This is a genomic window from Nocardia sp. NPDC005366, from assembly GCF_040606855.1.
Classification (GTDB): Bacteria; Actinomycetota; Actinomycetes; order Mycobacteriales; family Mycobacteriaceae; genus Nocardia.
This window is the reverse complement of the sequence record NZ_JBEXFQ010000008.1, coordinates 47,487-70,116: the sequence shown is the minus strand read 5'-3', so window position 1 is coordinate 70,116 and position 22,630 is coordinate 47,487. Positions and strand designations below refer to the sequence as shown.

General features: G+C 67.2%; 20 protein-coding genes. 8 read left to right on the top strand and 12 right to left on the bottom strand.

What is annotated here, in order from left to right:
• Positions 1-14: 14 nt before the first annotated feature.
• Positions 15-878, bottom strand: a complete 864-nt coding sequence (locus ABZS43_RS11755) for a caspase family protein (protein ID WP_355035817.1) — start codon at positions 876-878, stop codon at positions 15-17.
• 506 nt (positions 879-1,384) lie between these two features.
• Positions 1,385-2,860, bottom strand: coding sequence for an FAD-dependent monooxygenase (locus ABZS43_RS11750; RefSeq protein WP_355035816.1), 1,476 nt, complete (start codon positions 2,858-2,860; stop codon positions 1,385-1,387).
• A 94-nt stretch (positions 2,861-2,954) separates the two neighbouring features.
• Between ABZS43_RS11750 and ABZS43_RS11745 the strand changes: the two genes are divergently transcribed.
• Positions 2,955-3,164 (top strand): helix-turn-helix domain-containing protein, encoded by a 210-nt coding sequence (locus tag ABZS43_RS11745; RefSeq protein ID WP_355035815.1) that lies wholly within the window; start codon positions 2,955-2,957, stop codon positions 3,162-3,164.
• 1 nt (position 3,165) lies between these two features.
• Positions 3,166-3,621 (top strand): Clp protease N-terminal domain-containing protein, encoded by a 456-nt coding sequence (locus tag ABZS43_RS11740; RefSeq protein ID WP_355035814.1) that lies wholly within the window; start codon positions 3,166-3,168, stop codon positions 3,619-3,621.
• 18 nt (positions 3,622-3,639) lie between these two features.
• Here ABZS43_RS11740 and ABZS43_RS11735 read toward each other — a convergent pair whose 3' ends face one another.
• The 3 genes from ABZS43_RS11735 to ABZS43_RS11725 all read right to left on the bottom strand — a co-directional run bounded on the left by ABZS43_RS11735 (position 3,640) and on the right by ABZS43_RS11725 (position 6,936).
• Positions 3,640-4,605 carry a helix-turn-helix domain-containing protein gene (locus ABZS43_RS11735; protein ID WP_355035813.1) on the bottom strand — a complete coding sequence of 322 codons (966 nt, stop codon included), beginning with the start codon at positions 4,603-4,605 and terminating at the stop codon, positions 3,640-3,642.
• Positions 4,606-4,713: 108 nt separating this feature from the next.
• Entirely contained in the window at positions 4,714-5,673 is a 960-nt protein-coding gene (locus ABZS43_RS11730; protein WP_355035812.1) for a nitronate monooxygenase, read from the bottom strand.
• A 42-nt stretch (positions 5,674-5,715) separates the two neighbouring features.
• On the bottom strand, positions 5,716-6,936 hold the full coding sequence (locus ABZS43_RS11725; RefSeq protein WP_355035811.1) for an acetyl-CoA acetyltransferase: 1,221 nt from the start codon (positions 6,934-6,936) through the stop codon (positions 5,716-5,718).
• 236 nt (positions 6,937-7,172) lie between these two features.
• Here ABZS43_RS11725 and ABZS43_RS11720 point away from each other — a divergent pair, with 236 nt between their 5' ends.
• From ABZS43_RS11720 to ABZS43_RS11710, 3 genes are read left to right on the top strand one after another with little or no spacing between them, the layout of a single operon-like run.
• Entirely contained in the window at positions 7,173-8,690 is a 1,518-nt protein-coding gene (locus ABZS43_RS11720) for a carotenoid oxygenase family protein (protein WP_355035810.1), read from the top strand.
• Positions 8,687-10,441 carry a class I adenylate-forming enzyme family protein gene (locus ABZS43_RS11715; protein WP_355035809.1) on the top strand — a complete coding sequence of 585 codons (1,755 nt, stop codon included), beginning with the start codon at positions 8,687-8,689 and terminating at the stop codon, positions 10,439-10,441. The genes ABZS43_RS11720 and ABZS43_RS11715 overlap by 4 nt, the downstream gene beginning before the upstream one ends.
• A 52-nt stretch (positions 10,442-10,493) precedes the next feature.
• The gene (locus tag ABZS43_RS11710; protein WP_355035808.1) at positions 10,494-11,690 is read left to right on the top strand and encodes a thiolase family protein; all 1,197 of its coding nucleotides are present in this window, start codon (positions 10,494-10,496) and stop codon (positions 11,688-11,690) included.
• Positions 11,691-11,784: 94 nt separating this feature from the next.
• Here the strand turns inward: ABZS43_RS11710 and ABZS43_RS11705 are convergent, their stop codons facing one another.
• Positions 11,785-12,513 (bottom strand): helix-turn-helix domain-containing protein, encoded by a 729-nt coding sequence (locus tag ABZS43_RS11705; protein ID WP_355035807.1) that lies wholly within the window; start codon positions 12,511-12,513, stop codon positions 11,785-11,787.
• A gap of 487 nt (positions 12,514-13,000) precedes the next feature.
• Here ABZS43_RS11705 and ABZS43_RS11700 point away from each other — a divergent pair, with 487 nt between their 5' ends.
• The 3 genes from ABZS43_RS11700 to ABZS43_RS11690 all read left to right on the top strand — a co-directional run bounded on the left by ABZS43_RS11700 (position 13,001) and on the right by ABZS43_RS11690 (position 16,243).
• Complete coding sequence (locus ABZS43_RS11700; protein ID WP_355035974.1) at positions 13,001-13,783, top strand: DUF72 domain-containing protein; 783 nt, start codon at positions 13,001-13,003, stop codon at positions 13,781-13,783.
• 302 nt (positions 13,784-14,085) lie between these two features.
• Positions 14,086-15,084, top strand: coding sequence for an acyl-CoA dehydrogenase (locus ABZS43_RS11695; RefSeq protein WP_355035806.1), 999 nt, complete (start codon positions 14,086-14,088; stop codon positions 15,082-15,084).
• Complete coding sequence (locus ABZS43_RS11690; RefSeq protein WP_355035805.1) at positions 15,068-16,243, top strand: acyl-CoA dehydrogenase family protein; 1,176 nt, start codon at positions 15,068-15,070, stop codon at positions 16,241-16,243. Before ABZS43_RS11695 ends, ABZS43_RS11690 begins: the two co-directional genes overlap by 17 nt.
• A gap of 71 nt (positions 16,244-16,314) precedes the next feature.
• Here the strand turns inward: ABZS43_RS11690 and ABZS43_RS11685 are convergent, their stop codons facing one another.
• The 6 genes from ABZS43_RS11685 to ABZS43_RS11660 form a co-directional block, all read right to left on the bottom strand.
• Positions 16,315-16,848 (bottom strand): carboxymuconolactone decarboxylase family protein, encoded by a 534-nt coding sequence (locus ABZS43_RS11685; protein WP_355035804.1) that lies wholly within the window; start codon positions 16,846-16,848, stop codon positions 16,315-16,317.
• 106 nt (positions 16,849-16,954) lie between these two features.
• On the bottom strand, positions 16,955-17,638 hold the full coding sequence (locus ABZS43_RS11680; protein WP_355035803.1) for a TetR/AcrR family transcriptional regulator: 684 nt from the start codon (positions 17,636-17,638) through the stop codon (positions 16,955-16,957).
• A gap of 208 nt (positions 17,639-17,846) precedes the next feature.
• On the bottom strand, positions 17,847-18,551 hold the full coding sequence (locus ABZS43_RS11675; protein WP_355035802.1) for an SRPBCC family protein: 705 nt from the start codon (positions 18,549-18,551) through the stop codon (positions 17,847-17,849).
• 28 nt (positions 18,552-18,579) lie between these two features.
• Positions 18,580-19,140: a (2Fe-2S)-binding protein gene (locus tag ABZS43_RS11670; protein ID WP_355035801.1), complete on the bottom strand. Its 561-nt coding sequence runs from the start codon at positions 19,138-19,140 to the stop codon at positions 18,580-18,582.
• Positions 19,133-20,008: a xanthine dehydrogenase family protein subunit M gene (locus ABZS43_RS11665; protein WP_355035800.1), complete on the bottom strand. Its 876-nt coding sequence runs from the start codon at positions 20,006-20,008 to the stop codon at positions 19,133-19,135. The genes ABZS43_RS11670 and ABZS43_RS11665 overlap by 8 nt, the downstream gene beginning before the upstream one ends.
• Entirely contained in the window at positions 20,005-22,356 is a 2,352-nt protein-coding gene (locus tag ABZS43_RS11660; RefSeq protein WP_355035799.1) for a xanthine dehydrogenase family protein molybdopterin-binding subunit, read from the bottom strand. Before ABZS43_RS11660 ends, ABZS43_RS11665 begins: the two co-directional genes overlap by 4 nt.
• Positions 22,357-22,630: the final 274 nt, after the last annotated feature.

Below are 22,630 nucleotides of genomic sequence, written 5' to 3'. Positions count from 1 at the left end.
CGCACCCTCGCCGACTACGGCGTGAACGGGCGCTGATCGATGAAATCGGCGCCCGCGTTGATCGTGAACAGGTTCGGAACCTGGTCGGGCGGCATGATATTCATGATCCGCCGGTGGAACTGTGCATACCCGGCGTTGAACACGCCGTTGCCCCAGACCTCGAGCAACGACCCCGTGAACTGTCCGTTGACCGGTCCGTCGTAGGACAGCTGGGAATCCTGGCACCCCGCCAGCAGCAGCACGCTCGCGCGGATATCGGCCCGCGCCTGCGGCCCACTCAACCGCTGAACGAACGAGTACAACTGCCTGCGCCGCTTGTTGTCCTCGGTCTGGACTTCGCGCGGCATCGCCTTCGGGCTGCCATGAACGACGGTGAGGCCGCCCGGATCGTCGGCATACGCGCGTTCGGCCACGTCGACGATCGCTGCTCGCGCGTCGCGGGTGAAGACGTCGCGGACCACCGATCCGCTGTGACAGCTGTCCGAGCACACGACGACCCGCACACCCGCCGCGAACTGTCGCCACATCTGATACAGCTCGTCGTCGACGATCTGGCGATCGAACGCCACCCACGTCTCGTCCTGGCTGTCGTCCTCCTCGCCGTCGACATCCCAGGTCTGGGCCCCATGGCCCGAATAGGTGACGAGAACGAGATCCCCTGGTTGTGCGTTGTTCGCCAGCTGGGCGATTTCTCCGATGATCGCGAAGGAGGTCGCCGCGCTGTCGAGCAGTTTCGTCGACGTGGCGAATCCCTGCGCGGCGGCAAGCGCCGCCATGGAATTCGCGTCGTTCACGCACCCCGTGAGAGCGCCGTCCCAGCCGCCGTAGGCGGCGGGATCGACCTGGTTCAATCCGATATGCAAGGAATATCCGCTCACTGCCGTTCCTCCATCTAGAGCTACTGATCGGGGGCGCGCCGAGTAATCCGGCACTTCTCGATCCTGCAGCGGCCGTAAGGAACTCGATAGCGTGGGCGACTACCCGAATTCGCGAAATATTCGACTCCGCACGCCGGGAGAAACGGGTAGTGGATTACGCAATCGGGCGGACGTGCCGACGCGCGAGGATAACTCCGTACATTGATTCGGCCGAGAAAGGGGCAGTGAAATGTTGGAGACGGATACGGAAGACATGCCGACGGCACCATGACGGTGCGATACCACGTCGGCTGGAACAGCAATATCAGGGTGCTGTTCAACGTCATCATCGTGAATTGAGCCTCCGCTGCCCGGCCGTGGCAGTGTCGCGGGCACGTCGAGTGCCCGGCCGTGTCGACAGCGTGGTCGATCCGGACCACCCGGCGCCGCGACAGTCGCAGTGCCGGTCCACGTCGACAACGAGGTCGATCCGGACCGGCGGCCGGCGCCTCGCGTGGGATCGGCGGCTATGGCGTTCCGAACCACTTCGCGAGGGTCTCGGCCAGCCCGTCGTCGGCGCCGTCCGCCCAGGCCAGGTATCCGTCCGGGCGGACCAGTGCGGACAGGCCGGAGCCGGGGGTTTCGACCACGTCGAGCCGTTTCCCCCAAGGCTCGACTGTCGCGGCGAGTTTCCCGTGGTCCGTGCCGTCCACCAGGACGGCCTTCCCGCCGCGCAGGTGCTCGACCACCGCTGCCGCCGCGTGCTCGCGCAAAGTATCCGGTGCCCAGGTGCCGACCAGCGGGCCGGGCCCGTAGGTAACGTCGGCGCCTTCCATGAGTGCGGCAAGGTGGGCCAGCGGGCCGGGGTGTCGCAGTAGTTGAGCGAGGACTTCCCGCAGTGCGTCGGCGTTCTCGCCCGAGAGCGAAAGGGCCGCCTGCGACCGTGTGTGAAGAATCGCGCGGTGGCCGGCCGGGTGGCGTTCGGCGTGATAGGTGTCGAGCAGACCAGCCGGGGCTGTGCCGTGTACGGCGGCGGCCAGTTTCCAGCCGAGGTTGACTACATCCAGGAGCCCGGTGTTGAGGGCGGCGCCGCCCGCGGAGAACACGTGCGCGGCGTCACCGGCGAGAAAGACCCGCCCGGCCCGGTAGGTATCGGCTTGTCTGCTGTTGGCGACCGTGCTGCGCAGCCAGCGCGCGCCGGTGATCGGCAGGTCGGTGTCGAGCACGCGTCGGACACTGGCACGCAACTCCTCGGGGGTCAGTGCGTCCGGCAGGTGGGGCGGACGGGGTTCGGAGGTGGCCAGTAGGTACACGTCCGGGTCGGCCGAGGGGGCGAGCACGGACTGGGGGGTGATGGTGATCGAGCCGGTCGCGGTGCGGTTGGGTCGCATCAGCGCCAGTCGGAGGCCGCATGCCGTCAGTGTTCCGTCGGCGATGGCGAGCTTGTCGGGCGGCATCGTCACCCGTGCGATGCGGGTGACCTCGTCGCTGGTGACGCCAGGGAAGGCGATGCCCGCGTGTTTGCGGATAGAACTGCGCCCGCCGTCGCAGCCGACGAGATACCTTGCTGTGAGCCGGTATTCGCCGGTTGGGCCCTGAACTCGGACCGCGATCCCATCGCCGTTGTCCTCGAACCCGATCACTTCGTGGCCACGCCGCACAGTCGCGCCGATTCCGGTTGCGGCGTCGTGCAGCAGTTCTTCGAGGTTGCGCTGCGGGATGGGCAGCACGTGCAGCGGGCTGGCTTCGAGCCTGTCGAGTTCCAGGGTCAGCGGACCGAACGGGAACCTGGGCACGGCCACGGGATGCAAGGATGTGCCGTCGAGCAAGCCGCGATAGGCGAGCACGCGGGTGATCCGACCGACCAGCCCGTTCGCCCGAGGCTGCTCGTCCGATCGCTGCGACCGATCCAGCACCAGGGCGGGCACGCCGGCAAGGCCCAGTTCGTAGGCGAGCAGCAACCCGGTGGGTCCGGCTCCGGCGATAACGACATCGGTGTGCATGAGTGCCCCCTCCAGGCTGTCAGTTTGAACTGACATCATTGGACTGCGTAAGTCTGTATTGACAACGCTTCGATTGTCAATACAGACTTACAACATGACCGCCGAAGACCTATCCACCCGGATCCGGTCCACCGATCCCGCGGTCGGGCTGCGCGCCGTCGGTGCCCTGCATCGCCTCGCGGAACAGGTCGAGGCCGTACATGTCGACCTCGCGCGACGTGAAGGCTGGTCGTGGGAACAGATCGGCGACGCACTCGGGGTAACGCGGCAGTCGATACACGCCAAATACGGAAAGGGACGCTGAGATGTTCGAACGGTTCGCCGCGGCGCCGCGCTCTGCCGTACGAGAAGCCGTGGAAGAGGCCCGTCAGCGTGGTAATCGGCGGGTCGGCACCGAGCACCTGCTGTTTGCCGTGCTGAACGAACCGGCTGGCGCCGACCTGCTCGGCGTCACGGCCGAGACGGCACGTGCGGCAGCCGACGAGCTCGACCGGCAGGCGCTGGCCGCGATCGGCATCGATCTCGGGGACTTCCGGCCCACCGCCGCGCCCGGCGCGGGCAAGCGTCCACCATTCAGCTCCGGGGCACGTGAGGTCCTGTCACGCACCCTGGCACTGGCCGCCGCGGCGAAGTCCCGCCGCATCGAGACCAGGCACCTGCTGGTCGCGCTACTGGAACGTGACCGGCCCGACCCGATCGTCGCCCTGCTGTTCGCTCTGGGGATCGACCCTGTAGCGACACGAGCCCGACTACAGGGGTGAAGAGGACCGGTCGCGCGATCAGGGAGCGATCTGTTCGGTGCCCCCGGCCGGGGTTTCGATCAGCACCTCTTCGCCGTGAAGCTCCTCAGCGCAGTTGCCGCAGACAAGGCGCGGGTGAAAGTCGTTGCCGCACACGAGATGGGTGAAGACGATCGCTGGGCCCTCCGGTGCGCGGAACCAGCGCTGACCCCAATCGATCATCAAGGCGATCACCGGGAAGAACGCCTCGCCCTTCGGGGTGAGGCTGTAGGTGACCCAGTCCGGCCGGGCCGGATTGGGACTCGACTCGATCACGCCGAGGTCATCGAATCGCCGGAGGCGGTCGGCGACCATCGCCGGTGGGGCGCTGGTCCTTTCGTACAGTTCACCGAACCTGGTCGCGCCCAGGAACAGTGCGCCGAGCATCGCGGCCGACCATCGGTTGCCCAGTAGCTCCATGGTGTGCGGCAGAATCTGCGACGGGCGTTTGACGGTGGCCGATCGGCGCCGTCCGATCGAGGCGGGCACGCTTCGCGACCAGTCGCCGCTGGGCCCGAGCGTGGCCGAGACGTTGTGTCGTGTGGCCGATTCGCCGCACGCGCCGCAGATGAGCAGCGGGGTGAACGTCGCGCCGCACGAGCGATGGCGCATATTCGGCAGCGGTACGTCGGACTCCGGCGCCCAGGACTGCTCCCACGCCCACATGGCCAGCAGGATCGGCCACACACCGCGCCCTCGCTCGGTCAGCGCGTACTCGTAGCGCGCCGGGCGGTCCGAATACCGAACTCGTTCGAACAGCCCGAGTTCGGTGAGCTGAGTCAGCCTGGACACGAGCACCGAATTCGAGATCGCGCCACGGGCGATCCAGTCGCGGTAGCGGCGGCACCCTTCGATGGCGAAGCGCAGGATCCAGAGATTCCATTCGTCGCCGAGTGCGCCCAACGTGACGGCGATCGCGTTGTCGCCGACGACCGGCAGTTCGGTGTGCGCGGGTTGTCCTGCCATATCGGCACACTCTAGTTCGGGTGCTCACCCGCCTTCGACGCGTCGACGATGTCGGAACCCGGATGCCGAGGTGCGGTGCGGGCAGTCGCCTCGGTATCGGGCCGACCGTCAGCGCACCGTCGTCGGGCCCGCTTCCGGCGCCAACGAGGCGAATCGGCGGGCCGCCGCCACATATTCGGTTTCGAGGCGGTCGACGATGTCGGCCACCGGTTCGACGGCCTTGATCGTCTGCAGCCCCTGTCCTGCTGCCCACACCTCCTTCCAGCGGGCCGGCCCCGCCGATCCGGAGTCGAAATTGCGCTCGGCGCTGAAGACCAGGTTGTCCGGATCGAGTCCGTTGGCGACGACGCTGGGGCGAAGCCACGAGGCGGGGGTGCCGGTGATGCCGTCGCTGACGACGAGATCGTCGGGTCCGTGATCGACCACCATCTGCTTGTATTCGGGTTGGGCCATGCTCTCGCCTGCCGCGAGGAACCTGGTGCCCATGTAGACGAGGTCGGCGCCGGCGGCGATCGCGCCCGCCACTCCCGCGCCGTCGGTGATCGCGCCCCCGACGATCACGATTCCGTCGAAGAACTCCCGCACGGCGGAGACGAAGGCGAACGGCGACAAGTGTCCGGTATGTCCGCCCGCTCCGGCGGATACGCATGCCAGCCCGTCGACGCCGGCCTCCGCGGCTTTGCGGGCGAGTTTCATATTCACCACGTCGGCGATCACGGTGCCCCCGTAGGACTTGACGACCTCCATGACCGGAGCGGGCGATCCGAGAGCCGTGATCACGATGTCCGGGCGGTGCTCGGCCACCAGTCGCAGGTCTTCGGAGAGCCGGGTGTTCGTGCGATGGGTGACCAGGTTCAGTGCCCACGGCGCGGCCCCCGATGAACCGAGCCGGTCCCGGATGCTGCCCATCCAGGTGTCGAGTTGCTCGGTGCTGCGGCAGTTCGGGCTGGGGAACGATCCCACGATTCCCGCCTGGCAGCTCGCGACCACCAGGTCCGGTCCCGATACGAGGAACATCGGGGCCGCCACGACGGGGAGCCGCAGGTGGTCGAATGGTGCGATGGGCATCGGTGTACTCACAATCTGTGCTGGATACGGACTCGGCCTGGCTCAGCCGACGACGAAGCTGACGGTTGTCGTCGTGCTGCCGCCGAAGTTGAGCGTGGCGGCGCGTCGAGCGTCGGGGATCTGGTAGTCGCCTGCCGTGCCGGTGATCTGCCGGTGGCAGTCGAGCAGCATCCGGACACCGGTCGCTCCGACGGGATGTCCGCCGCCGAGCAGGCCGCCGCTCGGGTTCATCGGCAGCCTGCCGCCGATCTCCAGATCACCGGCCTCGATCGCGCGCCAGCTCTCTCCGGGTGCCGTCAACCCGAAATGGTCGATCGCCATGTACTCGCTGGCGGTGAAGCAGTCGTGTGTCTCGATCAGATCGAGGTCGTCGACACCGGCGAGGCCCGCGCGCGCGAACGCGTCCTGGATCGCGGCGGCGACGTGCGGGAACATCAGCGGCTGATCGGCGCTGCGCCGCAACTTCTCCTCGAGCGGGAGTCCGACCGTGCGGTGTCCCCAGCCGAGAATTGCCGATATCGGCCGCGACCGCACATCCGGATGCGCGGCGAGGTAGCGATCGGACAGCAGCACCACCCCCGCGCCGCCATCGGTGAGCGGTCCGCAATCGACCTTGTGCAGGCGGCCCTCCACGACGGGGTTCGCGGTGAGGTCCTCGGTGAACGCTGTCGGTCCGTACTCCCAGCCGCGGGTCTGCGCGTTCGGATTCCTCCTGGCGTTGCCGGCATTCAGCTCGGCGATGCGCCACAGATGCCGAGGGTCGAGTCCGTAGCGCTTGTCGTATTCCTCTGCCACCCGGCTGAACGTGTAGGGCCACATGAACTTCGCGTCCTGGCCCTCGTGGCCGAGCCAGGCGGCGCCTGCCATGTACTCGGCGCCGGTATCGCCTGGCACGTTCTTCTCCAGCTCGATGCCGAGGACGAGGGCGCAGTCGTAGCGGCCGGACTCGAGGTCGGCCATGGCGGCGAGTACCGCCAGCGAGCCCGAGGCACACGCTCCTTCGTGCCGGGTGGCCGGCACGCCCCACAAGTCGGGGACCACCGACGCGGGCATCGCGCCCAGGTGCCCCTGCCCGGTGTAGACCTGCCCGAAGGCATTGGCGACGTGGATGACTTCGATGTCGGCGGCGGACAGACCTGACGAATCCAATGTGCCGTGAACGACTTCCGAGGTGAGGGCGCTGATGTCGAGCCCTTCCCTGGTGATGTTCCGCGAGAAATCCGACTGATATCCGCCGGCGATCCACACGGGTTCGGGAGCCATCGCTTCACCGCTTTCGGGGTATTCGGGATTGAATTCGTACTACAACTACGAGAGCATAGCTTGGCTGTCGAGGCCCTTCGGCTCGATCGCGCAAACCGGGGTCGATGTATGGCACAGCGCTTGACAGGGTGGCATCGAGTGGTAACTCTCTTAGTTGTAGAACGGTTGGAGAACGCGGTACCCCGCATCGGTCCCGCGTTGGGACACCGGTGAATCGTGAGAGGTGAGTTGAGGTCATGGACGTTGACGTGGTGGGACGATTGCTGTCGACCCTTCCCGAGGATGACGATCACCCGTACCGGACGGGGCCGTGGCGGCCGCAGACCACCGAGTGGAAGGCCGACGATCTCCGTGTCGTCGAAGGCGCGATCCCTGCCGACCTGGACGGTGTCTACCTCCGCAACACCGAGAACCCGCTCCACCCCGCGATCAGGAACTACCATCCGTTCGACGGTGACGGCATGATCCACGCCGTCGGCTTCCGGGACGGAAAGGCGTTCTACCGCAATCGCTTCGTCCGAACCGACGGCCTGCTCGCGGAGAACGAAGCGGGCCATGCGATCTGGGCGGGCGTCTCGGAGATGCCGACCTGGTCCAAGCGCGAAGACGGGTGGGGCGCTCGGCGTCGGATGAAAGACGCCTCGAGCACCGACGTCACCGTGCACCGCGGCCGGGCGCTGACGAGCTTCTGGCAGTGCGGCGACCTCTACCGTCTCGACCCCTACAGCGCCGAGACATTGGGGAAGGAGGACTGGAACGGGAAGTTCCCCTACCACCTCGGCGTCTCGGCGCACCCCAAGGTCGACGACACCACGGGCGAGCTGCTGTTCTTCAACTACGGCAAAGAGGCGCCGTACATGAACTACGGCGTCGTGGACGAGAACAACGACCTGGTGCACTACGTCGACATCCCGCTGCCCGGGCCGCGGTTGCCGCACGACATGGCGTTCACCGAGAACTACGCGATCCTCAACGACCTGCCCATGTTCTGGGATCTCGAAGGGTTGAAGCACGGCGTTCACGCGCCGCGATTCCATCGCGACCTGCCCGCGCGATTCGCGGTGATCCCCCGGCGCGGCCAGAGCGCCGACATCACGTGGTTCGAGGCCGATCCGACCTATGTCCTGCACTTCGCCAACGCCTACGAGGACGGCGACGAGATCGTCATGGACGGGTTCTATCAGGGCGAACCCGAGCCGTCCCCGGAAGGCATCACCGGCAAATGGCAGCGCGCCTTCCGTTACCTGGCACTGGACTGCCTGCAGACGCGACTGCATCGCTGGCGGTTCAACCTCGTCACCGGGCAGGTGAAAGAGGAGCGCCTCAGTGATCGGATCACCGAGTTCGGAATGATCAACGGCGGGCACGGCGGTCGCGAGCACCGCTATGTCTACGCCGCCACCGGCAAGCCGGGATGGTTCCTGTTCGACGGGTTGGTCAAACACGACGTGCGGACCGGCGGGGAGGAGCACTACTCCTTCGGCGAGGGCGTATTCGGCAGCGAGACGTCCATGGCGCCGCGGGTCGGCAGCTCGGGCGAAGACGACGGCTACCTCGTCACGCTCACCACCGACATGAACGCGGACGCGTCCTACTGCCTGGTCTTCGACGCCGCCAGGGTCGGTGACGGTCCGGTGTGCACAATCGAACTGCCGGAGCGGATTTCCAGCGGCACCCACTCGACGTGGGCATCGGGGCAGGAGTTGCGCCGCTGGCGCACCGCCGACAGCGCGGCAGAGGCGATCGGCCTGTGATCCACTCGGGTCGGGAAGGCGAACCCGAGGGCAAGGCGACGCGCGGACTGCATCCGCGACATCGCGTCGACGACTATCTCCGGCGCGGATGGTGGACGGCGCAGACCCTGGACCAGACATTCCGCGACCAAGTAGCGGCACGCGGCGACGCGACCGCGCTCGTCGATCCCGCCAACCGCCGCGCTCTGGTCGGCTCGGACCCGCGCCGGGTGAGCTGGAACGAACTGGAATCCGAGGTCACCCACCTCGCGGCCCGCCTCCTCGAGCACGGCATCGGCCGGGGCGACGTGATCGGCGTGCAGCTGCCGAACTCGATCGAGCTGGTCGAGGTCTACCTCGCCGCCTGGTCGATCGGCGCGATCGTCTCGCCGCTCGCGATGCAGTACCGCGAACACGAAGTCGTCACGATGGCGAACAAGGCGAACTTCGCGGTCATGATCACCACGACCGAATTCGGTGACCGAAGCCCGGCGGCCGACGTCCTCGCGGCTCGCGACCGGATGCCCGCACTGCGCTCGGTGCTGACCATCGGCGCCGCGGAGGAAGCCGCCGACGCCGGCGGCTCCCACATCGTGCCCGCGCCCGCGACCGAGCGTGACCGGGCGCGGATCGAATCGAGACGCGCGGCAGACCCCAACGAACCCAACGACTGCGTGACGATCTGCTGGACCTCGGGCACCGAAGGCGAGCCGAAGGGCGTGCGGCGCACTCACTTCGACTGGATCGCCTTCTCGGTCGCGACGATCGACGCGCCCCGGGTGACGGTCGCCGACATCCTGCTCAACCCGTTCCCGATGATCAACATGGCGGCGATCTGCGGAATGTTGCTGCCCTGGCTGCTCACCGGCGCGACCCTGGTGCAGCATCATCCTTTCGACGCCGCCACGTTCTTCGGACAGATCGCCACGGAGCGGGTCACCTACACCATCGCGCCACCGGCGCTGCTGTGGATGCTGCTGCACAACGACGAACTGTTGTCGAAGATCGATCTGTCGAGTCTGACGCGTATCGGCTCCGGCTCCGCACCGCTGCAGCCCGCCATGGTGCGCGGCTGGCAGGAACGGTTCGGCCTCGGCGTGATCAACTTCTTCGGTTCCAACGAAGGCGTCGCGTTGCTGTCGAGTCCCGAGGATTTCCCCGATCCCGACGATCGGGCACGGTACTTCCCGCGCTACGGCGCGTCGGGTGTCACCTGGTCGTCGCGGTTCGCGGGGCGAGTCGACGTGAAACTCGTCGACGTCGAGACCGGTGTGGAGATCACCGAGGCGGGGCGGCCTGGCGAACTCCGCATCGCCGGACCCAACGTATTCCCCGGATACGTCGACGGGGAGAACCTGACGAGCCCGTTCGACGACGAGGGATATCTGAAGACCGGCGACATCTTCGAGATCGCCGGCGATCGGAACCAGTTCCTGCGCTACGTGGATCGAGGCAAGGATCTGATCATCCGCGGCGGCATGAACATCGCGCCCGCCGAACTCGAGGGCATCATCGCCGAACACCCGGCGGTCGCCGAGGTCGCCGTGGTCGGCGATCCGGACGAGGTGCTCGGCGAGCGCGTCGCGGCGGTGGTCGTGCTGCGTCCTGGCGCCGAACTCGCACTGGCGGAACTGGTCTCGTTCCTGCGCGAGCGCAAGATCGCCTCGTTCAAACTGCCCGAGCGTCTCGAGGTCCGCGACCTGCTCCCGCGCAACGCGGTGGGCAAGTTGCTCAAGCGGGAGCTTCGCACCCGGCCGACCCTCACGCAGTGACCCGCGCCCGCCGGTCGGTGTACGACCGGCGTGACGGACGGATTGGAAACCTATGTCTCAGTTCGCATCAGATGTGTACGTGTACGACGCCGTGAGGACGCCGAAAGGGCGGGTCAGGCGCGGTGGCGGGACATTGGCGGAAGTACCTGCCCACGAGCTCCTCGCCACCTTGCTGCGGGCCCTGCGGAAACGAGGCGCGAGCGCCGACCTCGCCGAGGACATCGTCATCGGCACCAGCACCGCGGCGGGCGAGCAGGGCGGCGACGTCGCGCGCGCCGCCGCGCTGTGGGCGGGCTGGCCGGACACGATTCCCGGCGGTGTGGTGTCGCGACTGTGCTGCTCGGGTCTCGACGCCATCGGAACCGCCGCCGCCAAGGTGGCCTCCGGCATGAACGAGGTCGTCATCGCCGGTGGCGTGGAGTCGATGTCGCGCGTGCCGATGCTCCTCGACAAACCGGCCTTCGCCTTCGAGGGTCAGCTCCAGGACAGCACCGGCTACGTCACGATCGGGGTGGCGGCGGATCTCACCGCGGCCGATGCCGGTTTCACCAGGGAAGAACTCGACGGCTACGCGGTGCGATCCCATCACCGCTCGGCCGCGGCGCCCACCTCGGAATCGATCATCCCGGTCGTCTCCGGTGACTCGGTGATCCTCGCGCGCGACGAAGGCGCGAGACCCGAGGCCGACCTGGCGGAATTCGCCGCGCTGGCAACTCTTTTCGCGGATGACCCGGCCTGGGAGCGCGTGGTTCGGCGACTGCCCGATGCCCGGCGACCTGCCGGTGGTCTGCACACGATCGGCACCGCGCCGCAACTGGCCGACGGAGCCTGCGCGATCGTCCTTGGATCGAAGCGGGCCGGATCCGGGCTCGGGACCGAGCCGATCGCCCGGATCGTGGGCGCGGCACAGGCAGCGGTCCGCTCTCCCCGGCTCACCGCGGCCGTGCAGGCGGCGCGGGACGCGCTCGGAGCAGCCGGAATCACCGCCGCCCAGCTCGACGTCGTGGAGGCCAACGAGTCCTTCGCGGTGTCTCCACTCCTGATGACACGAGAGCTGAACCTCGACCCCGACCGGGTGAATCCGAACGGCGGCGCTGTCGCCACCGGACATCCACTGGGCGCCAGCGGCGGGATGCTCCTGGTCAACGCACTGGATCAGCTCACTCGCGTCGACGGCGAATTCGCGCTACTGGCCATCCCCGGCGGTCTCGGGCTCGGCGCGGCGGTCGTCGTGCAGCGCATTCGCTAGCGCACCGCGCCGCGCTCGGATCCCGAGTCCGCCGGGTCGGGGGAATCCTCGGAACCACGGTCGCCTGCGGCCACCCTGATCCGAGCCGATGTGTTCATGTCACCGGCACCAGCGAGTACATCCACCACTGTCTGCGCGGGAAGTCGAATTTGAGGTTCCCCGCGTACATTTCGCGGGTTTCGGTGGTGTCGGGATCGTTCACCAGGATCGTGGGGCGGGGAATATCCTCCGGTGCCACTTCGGTGGTCCAGAGTTCAGCCCATTCCGGTGCCCGCTCGCAGGTGCGGACGATCTCGGCTATGCGTTCCGGGGAGACGAGGCCGGGACCCATGATGCGGAACGCGTAGACCATGAGATGGGTCTGTCTGCGCCACTGCGGAAGCAAGGCCTTGGCCGCGGGGTGCAACATCATCCATTCGAGGATGTTGGTGCCGGGCTCGCAGCCGGGGAACCAGTGGGTCCACGCGTCATTGGCGGCCAGCACGTCGAAGGTCGGCTGGGATTGGAAGCATGCGGGGTGCGGGATGCTGTTCAGGACGGCCAGATCCGAGGGCAGCACGATGTGTGCGTCACCGCTCAGCGAGGCGTTGAGTCGGCTCGGCATGGTCAGGCTGATGATGTGGTCGCACAGGGTCGGCGGGACCGACAGGGCTTCGAAGAGCGCGGCGAGCGCGGCGAGCGTCGGTGTGCGGGAACCCTGTTCGATTTTCTGGATCAGTCCCGGGGACAGGGCGGCCGCCTTCGCCAACGCGGCACGCGTCATCCCCGCGGCTTCCCGGCGTTCCCGGAGGTAGCGCGCGATCGTGCGATGAGGGTCGGCCACGGGGGCCTCCTTCCGCATGGTCGAAGGTAGGACAAATTGGGACACCGCACATGTTTGACCATGTGCGACCCGTTCCGCAAAACTCGATTCGGCTGTTCGATGACGCACGGCCACCGGGAGTCGACACCGCCGACACCGCGACGTGCCGATCGAGGAGGGGTCACGGGCACGCGACGGTGAGACGATGTCGGCCGCGCGGCGTGCTCGAGTGGGCCACGCTGTCGGATGAATTGGATACCTGGTGTTCGTCGGGCCATGTGGCGTGCGGCGGGAGTACGGAATCCGGAGGGGACGGCACGGCCGAATCCGTCATGGACGGAGGTCGATACGTGCCGAAGTCATCGGCAGCGGGTATCCGCTCGGCGACAGCGCCGCGCGGCGCCCGGTCGACGTGAGGCAGGGGCCGCGCGACGCCGATCCGCTCGACCGCACCGCACCGTACAGCGACACGGTGACGGAGTGCCATCAGTGTGCTGTCATCGATGTCATGGCGCTATTCGTCGGAACCTCCGGCTGGCAGTACAAGGACTGGCGCAACATTCTGTATCCGGCAGACCTGCCCCAGCGATCATGGCTGGAAATGTATGCCGAGAGATTCTCCACGGTCGAAATCAACAATGCCTTCTACCGGCTGCCCAGTCGCGAAACCTTCGCCGCGTGGCGGGCGCGGACTCCGGACGACTTTCGTATAGCGGTCAAGGCGAGTCGTTTCCTCACTCATATCAAGCGATTGCGAGAACCCGAGGAACCGGTGCGGCGCCTCGTCGATCACGCGGCGGGGCTCGGGCATCGGTTGGGGCCGGTGCTGTTGCAGCTCCCGCCGACCTTGCGTGCCGACCCGCCACTGCTCGACCAGTGCCTTCGTTGTTTTCCACCGGATGTGCGTGTCGCGGTCGAGCCCCGACACGATTCGTGGTGGACGCCGGAGGTCCGAGCCGTTCTCGACACCCACGGCGCCGCCCTGTGCTGGGCTGATTCCGGTTCCAGGCCGGTGACGCCCTTGTGGCGGACCGCGGGTTGGGGTTATCTGCGATTACACTCCGGTCGCGCGCGGCCGTGGCCTCGCTACGGTCGTTCGGCGCTGCGGTCCTGGTCGGCGCGATTACGGGACACCTGGTCCGACAATGAGGATGTCTTCGTCTACTTCAACAACGATCCGTGCGGCGCCGCAGTCTATGACGCGGTGACCTTTGCCCGTATCGCGGCCGCGGCCGGAGCCAGCGTGGGCCGTACGCCTGATATCACCGTGAAGAATCGCTGGCCGACGTGAACTCCATCGGCCGCTGTGTATCGGCCACCGGGAGGACCTGGTAGCCCGACATGGCTGTGAGACACCGAAATCGAAGCGTATGCGCTGCGAAAACGTGTCAGAAACACGCATACGAAATTCGATCGTTTCGCTTGTCGGATCGAACGGAATCGGTCGCGCTTAGGCGTTTCGGCGGCGGTTGTCAAGCCTTCGGAGGCGGGGAATCGGCGTGGTCAGAGGGCGAATCAGATCGGCCCTTTCCGAATTGAGAATGTTATTCTCATGGAAGTACATCTTCATTCCGCGAAAGGAGGGAGGCAGAGATGCTGTTCGAGTTCGACGCCGACCAGCGACTATTGCGCGATACAGTGCGTGAAGTCACGGCAAGAGAGTGCCCGCCCGCGCTCATTCGAGACATCGTCGACAAGGACATCGAAGCCGGTCAGCTCTGGCAGACCTATGTCGGCCTCGGCTGGACCGAACTCACGGATCCGGACCTCGCCGTCGAGTTGGCGATCGTCCTCGAAGGGCTCGGCCGGGCCACCGACCCCACGCCCTTCCTCGCGTCGGTGTCGCAGTTCGCGCCCCTCGTCCCTGATGCCGGAGCGATCGATCGCCCTGGCACCGCGGTGTATTCCGGTGTGGTGCCGAGCCGCGACGGGCAGGGCTGGCGGTTGAACGGCACGGCCCGCCACGTGCTCGACGGCGATCGCGCCGAACAGTTCGCCGTGGTGACCCCGGCCGGAGTGTTCGTCGTGCCCGCCGACGCGGTGACCGCGACCCGCACCTCGGTCTTCGATCCCGTCCTTCATATCGCCGAGGTCTGCTTCGCCGATGTGCGGGTCACCAATGCCGACCGCACCTCGGCCGACCCGGAACGCGCCCGCCAGCACGCGCTCACCGGACTCGCCATCACCACCGTCGGCGCCTGTCAGCGCATTCTGGATCTGGTCCTCGACCATGTCCGCACGCGCAAGCAGTTCGACACGCTGATCGGATCGTTCCAGGCGGTGCAGCACAAGGCCGCCGATATGCATATCGCGATCGAACGTGCCCGCGCGCTCGGCTATTTCGCCGCGCTGTGCCTTGCCGCCGACGACCCGCGCAGGCGTCTGGCCGCGTCCATGGCGAAGGCGTCCGCGGGCGAATGCCAGTCCCTGGTCTTCCGGCACGGGCTGCAACTGTTCGGCGCCATGGGTTTCACCTGGGAAAATGACTTACAGTTCGCGCTCAAGCGCGCCAAGGCCGGCGAGTTGCTGCTCGGCGGCGCGGCCGAGCATCGGGCGCTGATCTCCGAGGAGTACCGTGCAGCTCACGTTTGATCCCGATGTCGAGGGATTCCGCGCCGAATTCGTCGCCTTCCTCACCGAACATCTGCCGGGTGAGGACGTCGCGACAGAGCGGTCCAAGTCCAGCGCGCACGTGCCCGAGTGGGCGCGGCAGTGGCAGCGACTGCTGTTCGACAACGGCTGGCTGCTGCCCGCGAATCCTCCAGAATTCGGCGGACGCAACGCCTCGTTGCTCCAGCAGTACGTGCACCTGGAGGAACTGTCCAAGCGGCGGATCTACCACAGCTTCAATCCGCAGGGCCTCGGCATCATCGCCGCCTCGCTGCTGTCTTTCGGCACCGAGGAACAGAAACGGCGCTGGGCCGTGCCGATCCTGCGGGCGGAGATCACCGCCGCCCTCGGGATGAGCGAGCCGGGGGCCGGTTCGGATCTGGCGGGGCTGCGCACGCGTGCGGTGCGTGACGGCGACGAATTCGTGGTCGACGGACAGAAGGTGTGGACCTCCGGTGCGCACGACGCCGATGTGCTCCTGACCTTCGTGCGGACGAATCCGACCGCGCCGAAGCACAAGGGCATCAGCGTACTGCTGATCCCCACGGATCTGCCCGGTGTGACCAGGCGGCCGTTCCCATCGGTGTGCTCGCCGGACGACCTGGATTTCAACGAGGTCTACTTCGAGGGCGTCCGCGTGCCCGCCGAGAATCTCGTCGGCGAACTCGACCGGGGCTGGTCGGTCGCCACCGGTTCGCTGGGACACGAGCGCACCATGCTGTGGCTGAGCTACGCCGATCGTCTCGAGGATCTGCTCGGGGATTTCCGGCCGCACACTGTGCAAGACCACGACGCTTTCGCGAAGCTCGTCATGGACTCCCAGGCGCTGCGGCTGCTCGGCTCGGCGGCGCTGGCCAGAGAGGCGCGAGCGGAACAGGATGTCCCTTCGCTGTCGATTCTGAAGGTGCTCGGTTCGGAGGCCATTCAATCGGCGTCGGAACAAGCCCTGTACTCGGTCGGGCTGGATGGGCTCGCCCATCCCACCGCCAGCTCGCCGCCGAGTCATCTGAATCTGGACCACTTCTCGGCGGGGTGGTTCGAACGGTACATCCGTAGTTTCGCGGGCACCATCGCGGGCGGCACCTCCGAAATCCAGCGCACCATCATCGCCGAGCGGGTGCTCGGCCTCCCGCGGGGCTGACGCCGGGTCGGTAGACAGTTCGGGCGGCGGTACGCGAATCGCGTACTGCCGCCCGAGTCGTCGGTAGGGGGTCAGTGCCCCGGATCGACCTCGATGCCGAAGGTATTGATGGCCACCGCCAGCATGGAGTACGCGCCGACCGTGAAGACGAAATCCATGCGCTGGCGTTCGTCCAAGTGTTCGCTCAGCGCGGCCCACGTCTCGTCGGAGAGGTTCGACTTCTCATCGAGTTCGTCGACGGCGCGCAGGACGGCGAGATCGAAGTCGTCGGTGAGTTGGGCATTGCCGCGCGCCGCCTCGACCTCGTTCTCGGTCAGCCCGGCGTCGATGGCCATCCTGGCGTGGTGGTCCCATTCGTAGGCGCAGTTGCGGCGGTGGGCGACTCGCAGAATCGCGAGTTCACGCAGCCGTGGCGTCAGGGTGGATTTGAACAGCAGGTGGATGTTGAAGGTCAGGAAGGCCTTGGTCAGCGCGGGATGGCGCACCAGGGTGGTGAGAACGTTGCCCGCCGCTTCGGGGTTCCTGCGTTCCTCGGGCAGCATGCGGGACAGCGCGCTGATCACATTCTCGTCCCACTCGTCCTCCGGAAGGGGGGTCAACCTCATCGCGTCCTCCTGTTTCCCAAAAGAGAATGCGATTTGCATTCTTGACTAACACAGTTTCAAAGCGGGGTGCCCCAGTCAAACCGTCGGCTCGAACCGTCGGCTGCGATCAGGTGAGCAGTCGGTCGGCCGCGTCGTCGGGATGGGCGGTGATGCCGTTGGCGCAGAAGTTCCATACCTCGGCCGCGCTGAGCGGCCTGGCGTCGGCGTCGATACTCGCGGGCTGGGAGATGAACATGACGGTGTGCATGGTCATCGCGGCCAACCGGCGCGGATTCGCGTCGCGTTGCAGCCGTGTCGACTTCTCCGCCTCGATCATCAGTTCGGTGAACAGCGCGAACAGCGACGCGTGCGCCATGCGCACCTCGGCGGGATGGGAACTCAGCAGTTGTGGAGCGAATTCGGTGAACAGCGGCCGCCTGGCATCGGGATCGGGGCGGCAGAGCTGGAAGAGTAATTCGACCGCCGTGCGCAACTTCTCCAGCGGGTCCACGCTGTTGCTGGTCGCCGCGCGGATCTGCTCCACCGTCCGGCCGAGCGCGTCCTCGTACAGTGCGAGCAGCAACTCGTGCTTCCCGTCGAATTGCAGGTAGAAGCTGCGCAGCGACTGCCTCGACCGGTCGACCACCTCTTGCACCGTGAAATCGGTGCTGCCCTTTTCGGTGATGATCGCCTGCGCGGCGTCGAGAAAACGCTGAACCCGCTGGCTGGCACGCAGTTTGGCGGTCCGGAGCGAGCGTTCCACCGCGCGTTGTTTCCATGCGGGCACGTTGCCTTCACCGGTTCGGTTCATAGGTGCCCCGAGCCGGTGTGTCGACGGGCGGGAACCCTCCGAGGGATGAACATCATTGAATAATACCGGAACGGAAGGAACATTCTACTGATTCGCCTATCTCAATTCTTATCAGAAAGATTGAGACTATCCAAAATCAAGAATCAGATTCTCAGCCGTGGTAGACGATGGTGCCGGGCGCGTCACGGCCGCGCCCGGTCACGACATCTCAGGCCGCGTGCTTGCCGCAACGCCGACGCAGCAGGACCGCGAACAGCAGGGCCGCGACCCCGGCGAGCGCGAGGCCGCCGAGCCTGGTGGCATTGCCCGCTCCCGCGGCGGCAAGCAAGTCGATCGGTTCGGCGGGTTTGCGCGACGACGCCGCAGCCGTCGTGGCGGCAGCCGTCGTGGCGGACGCCGTCGCGCTCGACGGCGCGGCCTCGTCCGCACTCGGGACCGCCGCGAGCTCGGACTCGGGAGCGGCCTGCGTCTGGGCGGTGATCTCCTCGGCCAGGTTGGCGGCGAACTGGCCGATGAGCGTGCCCGCGACATCAGCGAGCGCGCCGCGCCCGAACTGGGCGGGCTTGCCGGTGATGGCCAGGTCGGTATCGACGAAAACCTCGGTGACGCCGTTGGTTTCGACGAGACGGCAGGTGATGGTCGCCTTCGCCGTTCCGTTGCCGCGTGTTTCGCGACCGCGTCCCTCCAGTACGGCGATCCCGTCGTCCTCGTCCTGGAAGACGACCTTGATGACGCCGCTGTAGCTCAGCCCGACCGGACCGAGTTTGACCTTGATCTTGCCGTGGTAGTCATCGCCCTCCTTGGAGGTGATGGTCGCACCGGGCACACAGGGGGCGATGCGTTCCAGATCGAGCAGGACGGGGAAGGCCTGCGCCGCGGGAACGGGAATGCTGAAGGTGTTGTCGAGTTTCATAGGAGTCCTTCACAGGTCACGCGGACGCTCACGCCTGTTGCGCGGCGGGCGTCTCGGCGGTGATCGAATCGGCGGTGATCGAATCGGCGGTGATCGAATCGGCGGTGATCGAATCGGCGGTGATCGTGTCGGCCGCGGCGCGAACGGCCCGGATGATGCCCTGATATCCGGTGCACCGGCAGAGGTTGCCCGAAATCGCTTCGCGGATCTCGGGTTCGGTGGGGTCGGGATTCTCGCGCAGGAACGCGGTGGCGGACACGATGAAACCGGGGGTGCAGAAGCCGCACTGGAGTCCGTGTTCGTCGCGGAACGCCGCCTGCACGGGTGACAGGGTGCCGTCGGGTTCGGCGATACCCTCGACGGTGGTCAACTCGGAGCCGTCGGCCTGCACGGCGAAGATCAGGCAGGCGCGCACGGCCGCGCCGTCGAGCATGATCGTGCACGCGCCGCAAACCCCGTGTTCGCACCCCAGGTGGGTGCCGGTCAGCCCGCACCGCTCCCGCAGATAGTCGGCCAGGGTCAGTCGCGGTGGTACCAGGTCGCGGCGCAGCGCACCGTTGACGCGGACCTCGATCTCGATATCAGTCATTGCTGGCCTCCTCTACGGCGCGCCGCCACGCGCGCGCCACCATTGCCGCGCCGACCCTGCGCCGGTAGTCGGCGGAGCCGTGGACATCGGTCGTCACCGAGTTCAGTCCGGTCGTGGCGGACCGGCCGATCTCCTCGATGTCGACCTCGTGAATGGAACGGCCGATCAGCCCGGCCTCGGTGGTCGTGGCCCGCAGCGGGGTCGGCGCGAGTCCGAACAGGCCGACCGCGCAGTGGTCGATCCGGGAATCCGCGTCCAGGCGTACCGCGACCACGGCCCCCGCCATCGCGAAATCGCCACTGCGGCGGGTGAATTCCTCGATGGCGTAGCCGCAGCGGCCGTGCCGGGCCGGGAAGACGATCGCGGTGACGATCTCGTCGGCTTCCAGCGCCGTCGTCCACATGCCGGTGAAGAAATCCGCGGCGGGGATCGTGCGGGGTCCGCGTGGTGAGAGCGCCTCGATCTCGGCGTCCAGGGTCAGGGCCACCACGGGATATTCCGCCGCGGCGTCGGCATGGGCGATCGCGCCGCCGATGGTGCCCCGGTTGCGGATCTGGAAATGCCCGATGTGCGGGGTGGCGCGCGACAGCAGCGGCACCGCGCGGCGCACCTCTTCGGAGCGGCCGACCTCGGCATGGGTTGTCCCCGCGCCGATTCGGACCGTGTCGCCACTGATCTCGATGCCGCGCAATTCCGTCACCCGACGCAGGTCGACGAGGTGATCGAAAACGGCCAAGCGCAGCGCCAGCATCGGCATCAGGCTCTGGCCGCCCGCGATGACCTTGGCTTCCTCACCCAGATCGGCGAGCAGCGTCACCGCCTCCTCGGCGGTGGCCGGGGCGTGATATTCGAAAGCCGCCGGCTTCATTCGGCACCCTTTCCGGCGGCGCGCGCCTGGTCCAGCATCGACACGATCGTGGCGGGGGAGAGCGGCAGTTTCGAGATCTCCACGCCGAACGGTGACAGCGCGTCGGCGACCGCGTTGAGAATGGCCGGGGTCGACCCGATCGCACCGCCCTCGCCGACGCCCTTGAAGCTGCCCGGCCCCGGGCTCGGGGTCTCGACGTGACCGACTTCGATGACCGGCGCCTCCGACGCAGTCGGCATCAGATAGTCGAGGAAGGTGGTGGCGACCGGGTTGCCGCTCTCGTCGTAGGCGAGATTCTCGTAGAGCGCGCCGCCGACGCCCTGCACGGTGCCGCCGTAGATCTGGCCCTCGACCACGGCGGGGTTGATCATGGGGCCGCAGTCCTCGCTGACGATGTAGCGCAGCAGTTTCACCGCGCCCGTCTCGATATCGACCTCGCAGGTGCACAGGTGCGTCGCATTGGCCCAGATCGCCATCTGCGTGGTCTTGTGCCGCCCGACGGCCTCGAGGCCGGGGGGCACTCCCGGTGGTAGCGAATCGCTCTGGAAATAGGCGATTTCGGCGATCTCGGCGAGGGTGAGGACCTTGTCGGGAACGTCACGGACGGTGGCCCTGCTCCCGCTGAACTCGATCTCGTCCGGGCTGACGCCGAGCCGATGCGCGGCGATCGCGTGGATGCGCTCGCGCAGGGTCGACGCGGTCGCGGCGATGGCGCCCGCGGTCATCGAACCGGAGCGACTGCCCTGGGTGCCGCCGCCGAACGGGGTGACCGCGGTATCGCCCTGCACGGTGCGCACATCGGCCATATCGACGCCGAGCGCGTCGGCGGTCAACTGGACGACGGTGGTCTCGATGCTGTTACCGGCCGAGCCGCCCGCGACGAAGACGTTGACCTTGCCGGTCGGCGCGATCCGGATGGTGGCGCCCTCGGTGCTCAGGAACGGGCTCGCGCCCGCGGTCGGCTCGATATAGGTGCAGGTGCCGACGCCGAGGTAACGACCCTCCGCGCGGGCGGCGCGCTGCTGTGCGCGGAAGGCGTCGTAGTCGAGCATCTCGACCGCCTGCTCCAGCGTCTCCATGGGGGAGGCGTTGTCGTAGACCATGCCATTCGGGTTGGCGAAGGGGAATTCGTCGCGGCGCAACATGTTCCGCCTGCGCAATTCGATCGGGTCGATGCCGATCTGCCTGGCCGCGTGGTCGAGCAGCAGTTCGCGGCTCACCGACTCGAACTGCCACGGCCCGCGGTAGGCGACGCGGCCGACGGTATTGGAGTAGTGGTATTTGATGTGGAAGGAGGCATCGGTGATCCGGTAGGGGCCGGGGAACAGCATGCCGACCGGTATGCCGCCGGTGATCGGTGACGGCGTCGGGTAGGCGCCGACATTCTGCGCGTGCTCGATGGACGCGGCGAGGATCTTGCCGTCCTCGTCGAAAGCCATTGCGACAGAAGCGTGCTCGTGTCGCGCCATGCCCGAGGACATGAGGTTTTCCTGCCGGTCCTCGATCCACTTCACCGCGCAGCCGAGTGTGCGGGCGGCCAGTTGCACGCAGATCTCTTCGCGCAGCGGAGCCACTTTCAATCCGAAGCCGCCGCCGGTATCGCGGGCGATGACGCGCACCTGGTGCTCATCGATACCGAGCAATCGCGCGCAGAAGCCGCGTACCTCGAAGGGGGATTGGGTGGAGATCCAGATCGTCATCTCCGAGGTGGGGACCGACCATTCCGCGATGATGCCCCTTGTCTCCATCGGCACCGGCGCGTAGGCCTGCTGGAATATCCGCTGGCGCACCACATGGGCCGCCGAATCGAAGATCGGCGCCAGGTCGGAGGCCGGGCGACCGGGGATCTCGCCCGCGGAATTACCCGCGAACCCGGCGTGCACGAGGTTCGGCGATTCAGCGGCCGTGGTGTAGTCGACCACCGGGTCGAGCGGCTCGTAGTCGATGACCACCAACTCGACGGCGTCCTCGGCCACGTAGCGGTCGACGGCGATCACGAGGACCACCGGATCGCCGACGAAGCGGACTTCCTCCTCGGCCAGCGGTGGACGCGGAACCGGCGGCATACCGATCATGTCGAGTCCGTAGGAGATCTGGTGCGCGCCGGGATTGAGGTCGGCGGCGGTGTAGACGGCGAGTACGCCGTCCAGCTCCAGGGCAGCGGAGATATCGATCTCGCCGATCCGCGCGCGCGGCAACGGGCTGCGAACGAAACACGCGTGCGCCATCCCCGGCCGCGTCACGTCGTCGACGAAAGTGCCCGCGCCCGTCACCAGCCGGGCGTCCTCGATGCGCGGCACGCTGGTGCCGACGACCCCGGTGGCGGCGGGGGTGTGCGTCCGGGTCATCGGGCGGCCCTCCGGCCGTGCCCGCTGTCCACCTCGTGGGGTGGCCTGATGGAAGTCATCCGGCTGATCCTCCGTTCACCTCGGATGCCGACCTGCGCCGCCCCGCGCGGGCATCGGCGCCGTCGGCGAGTTCGGACATCGTGAGGGGCATCGTGATCGGAGCGGGGGATCGGGCTGGCCGGTCCTGGCTTCGACCGGCTCCCGGACGACCTGTGCCGTTCGTGGATGCTGAACATGTGTTTAGCATTGAGATTCGCACGATGTCAATACCGCC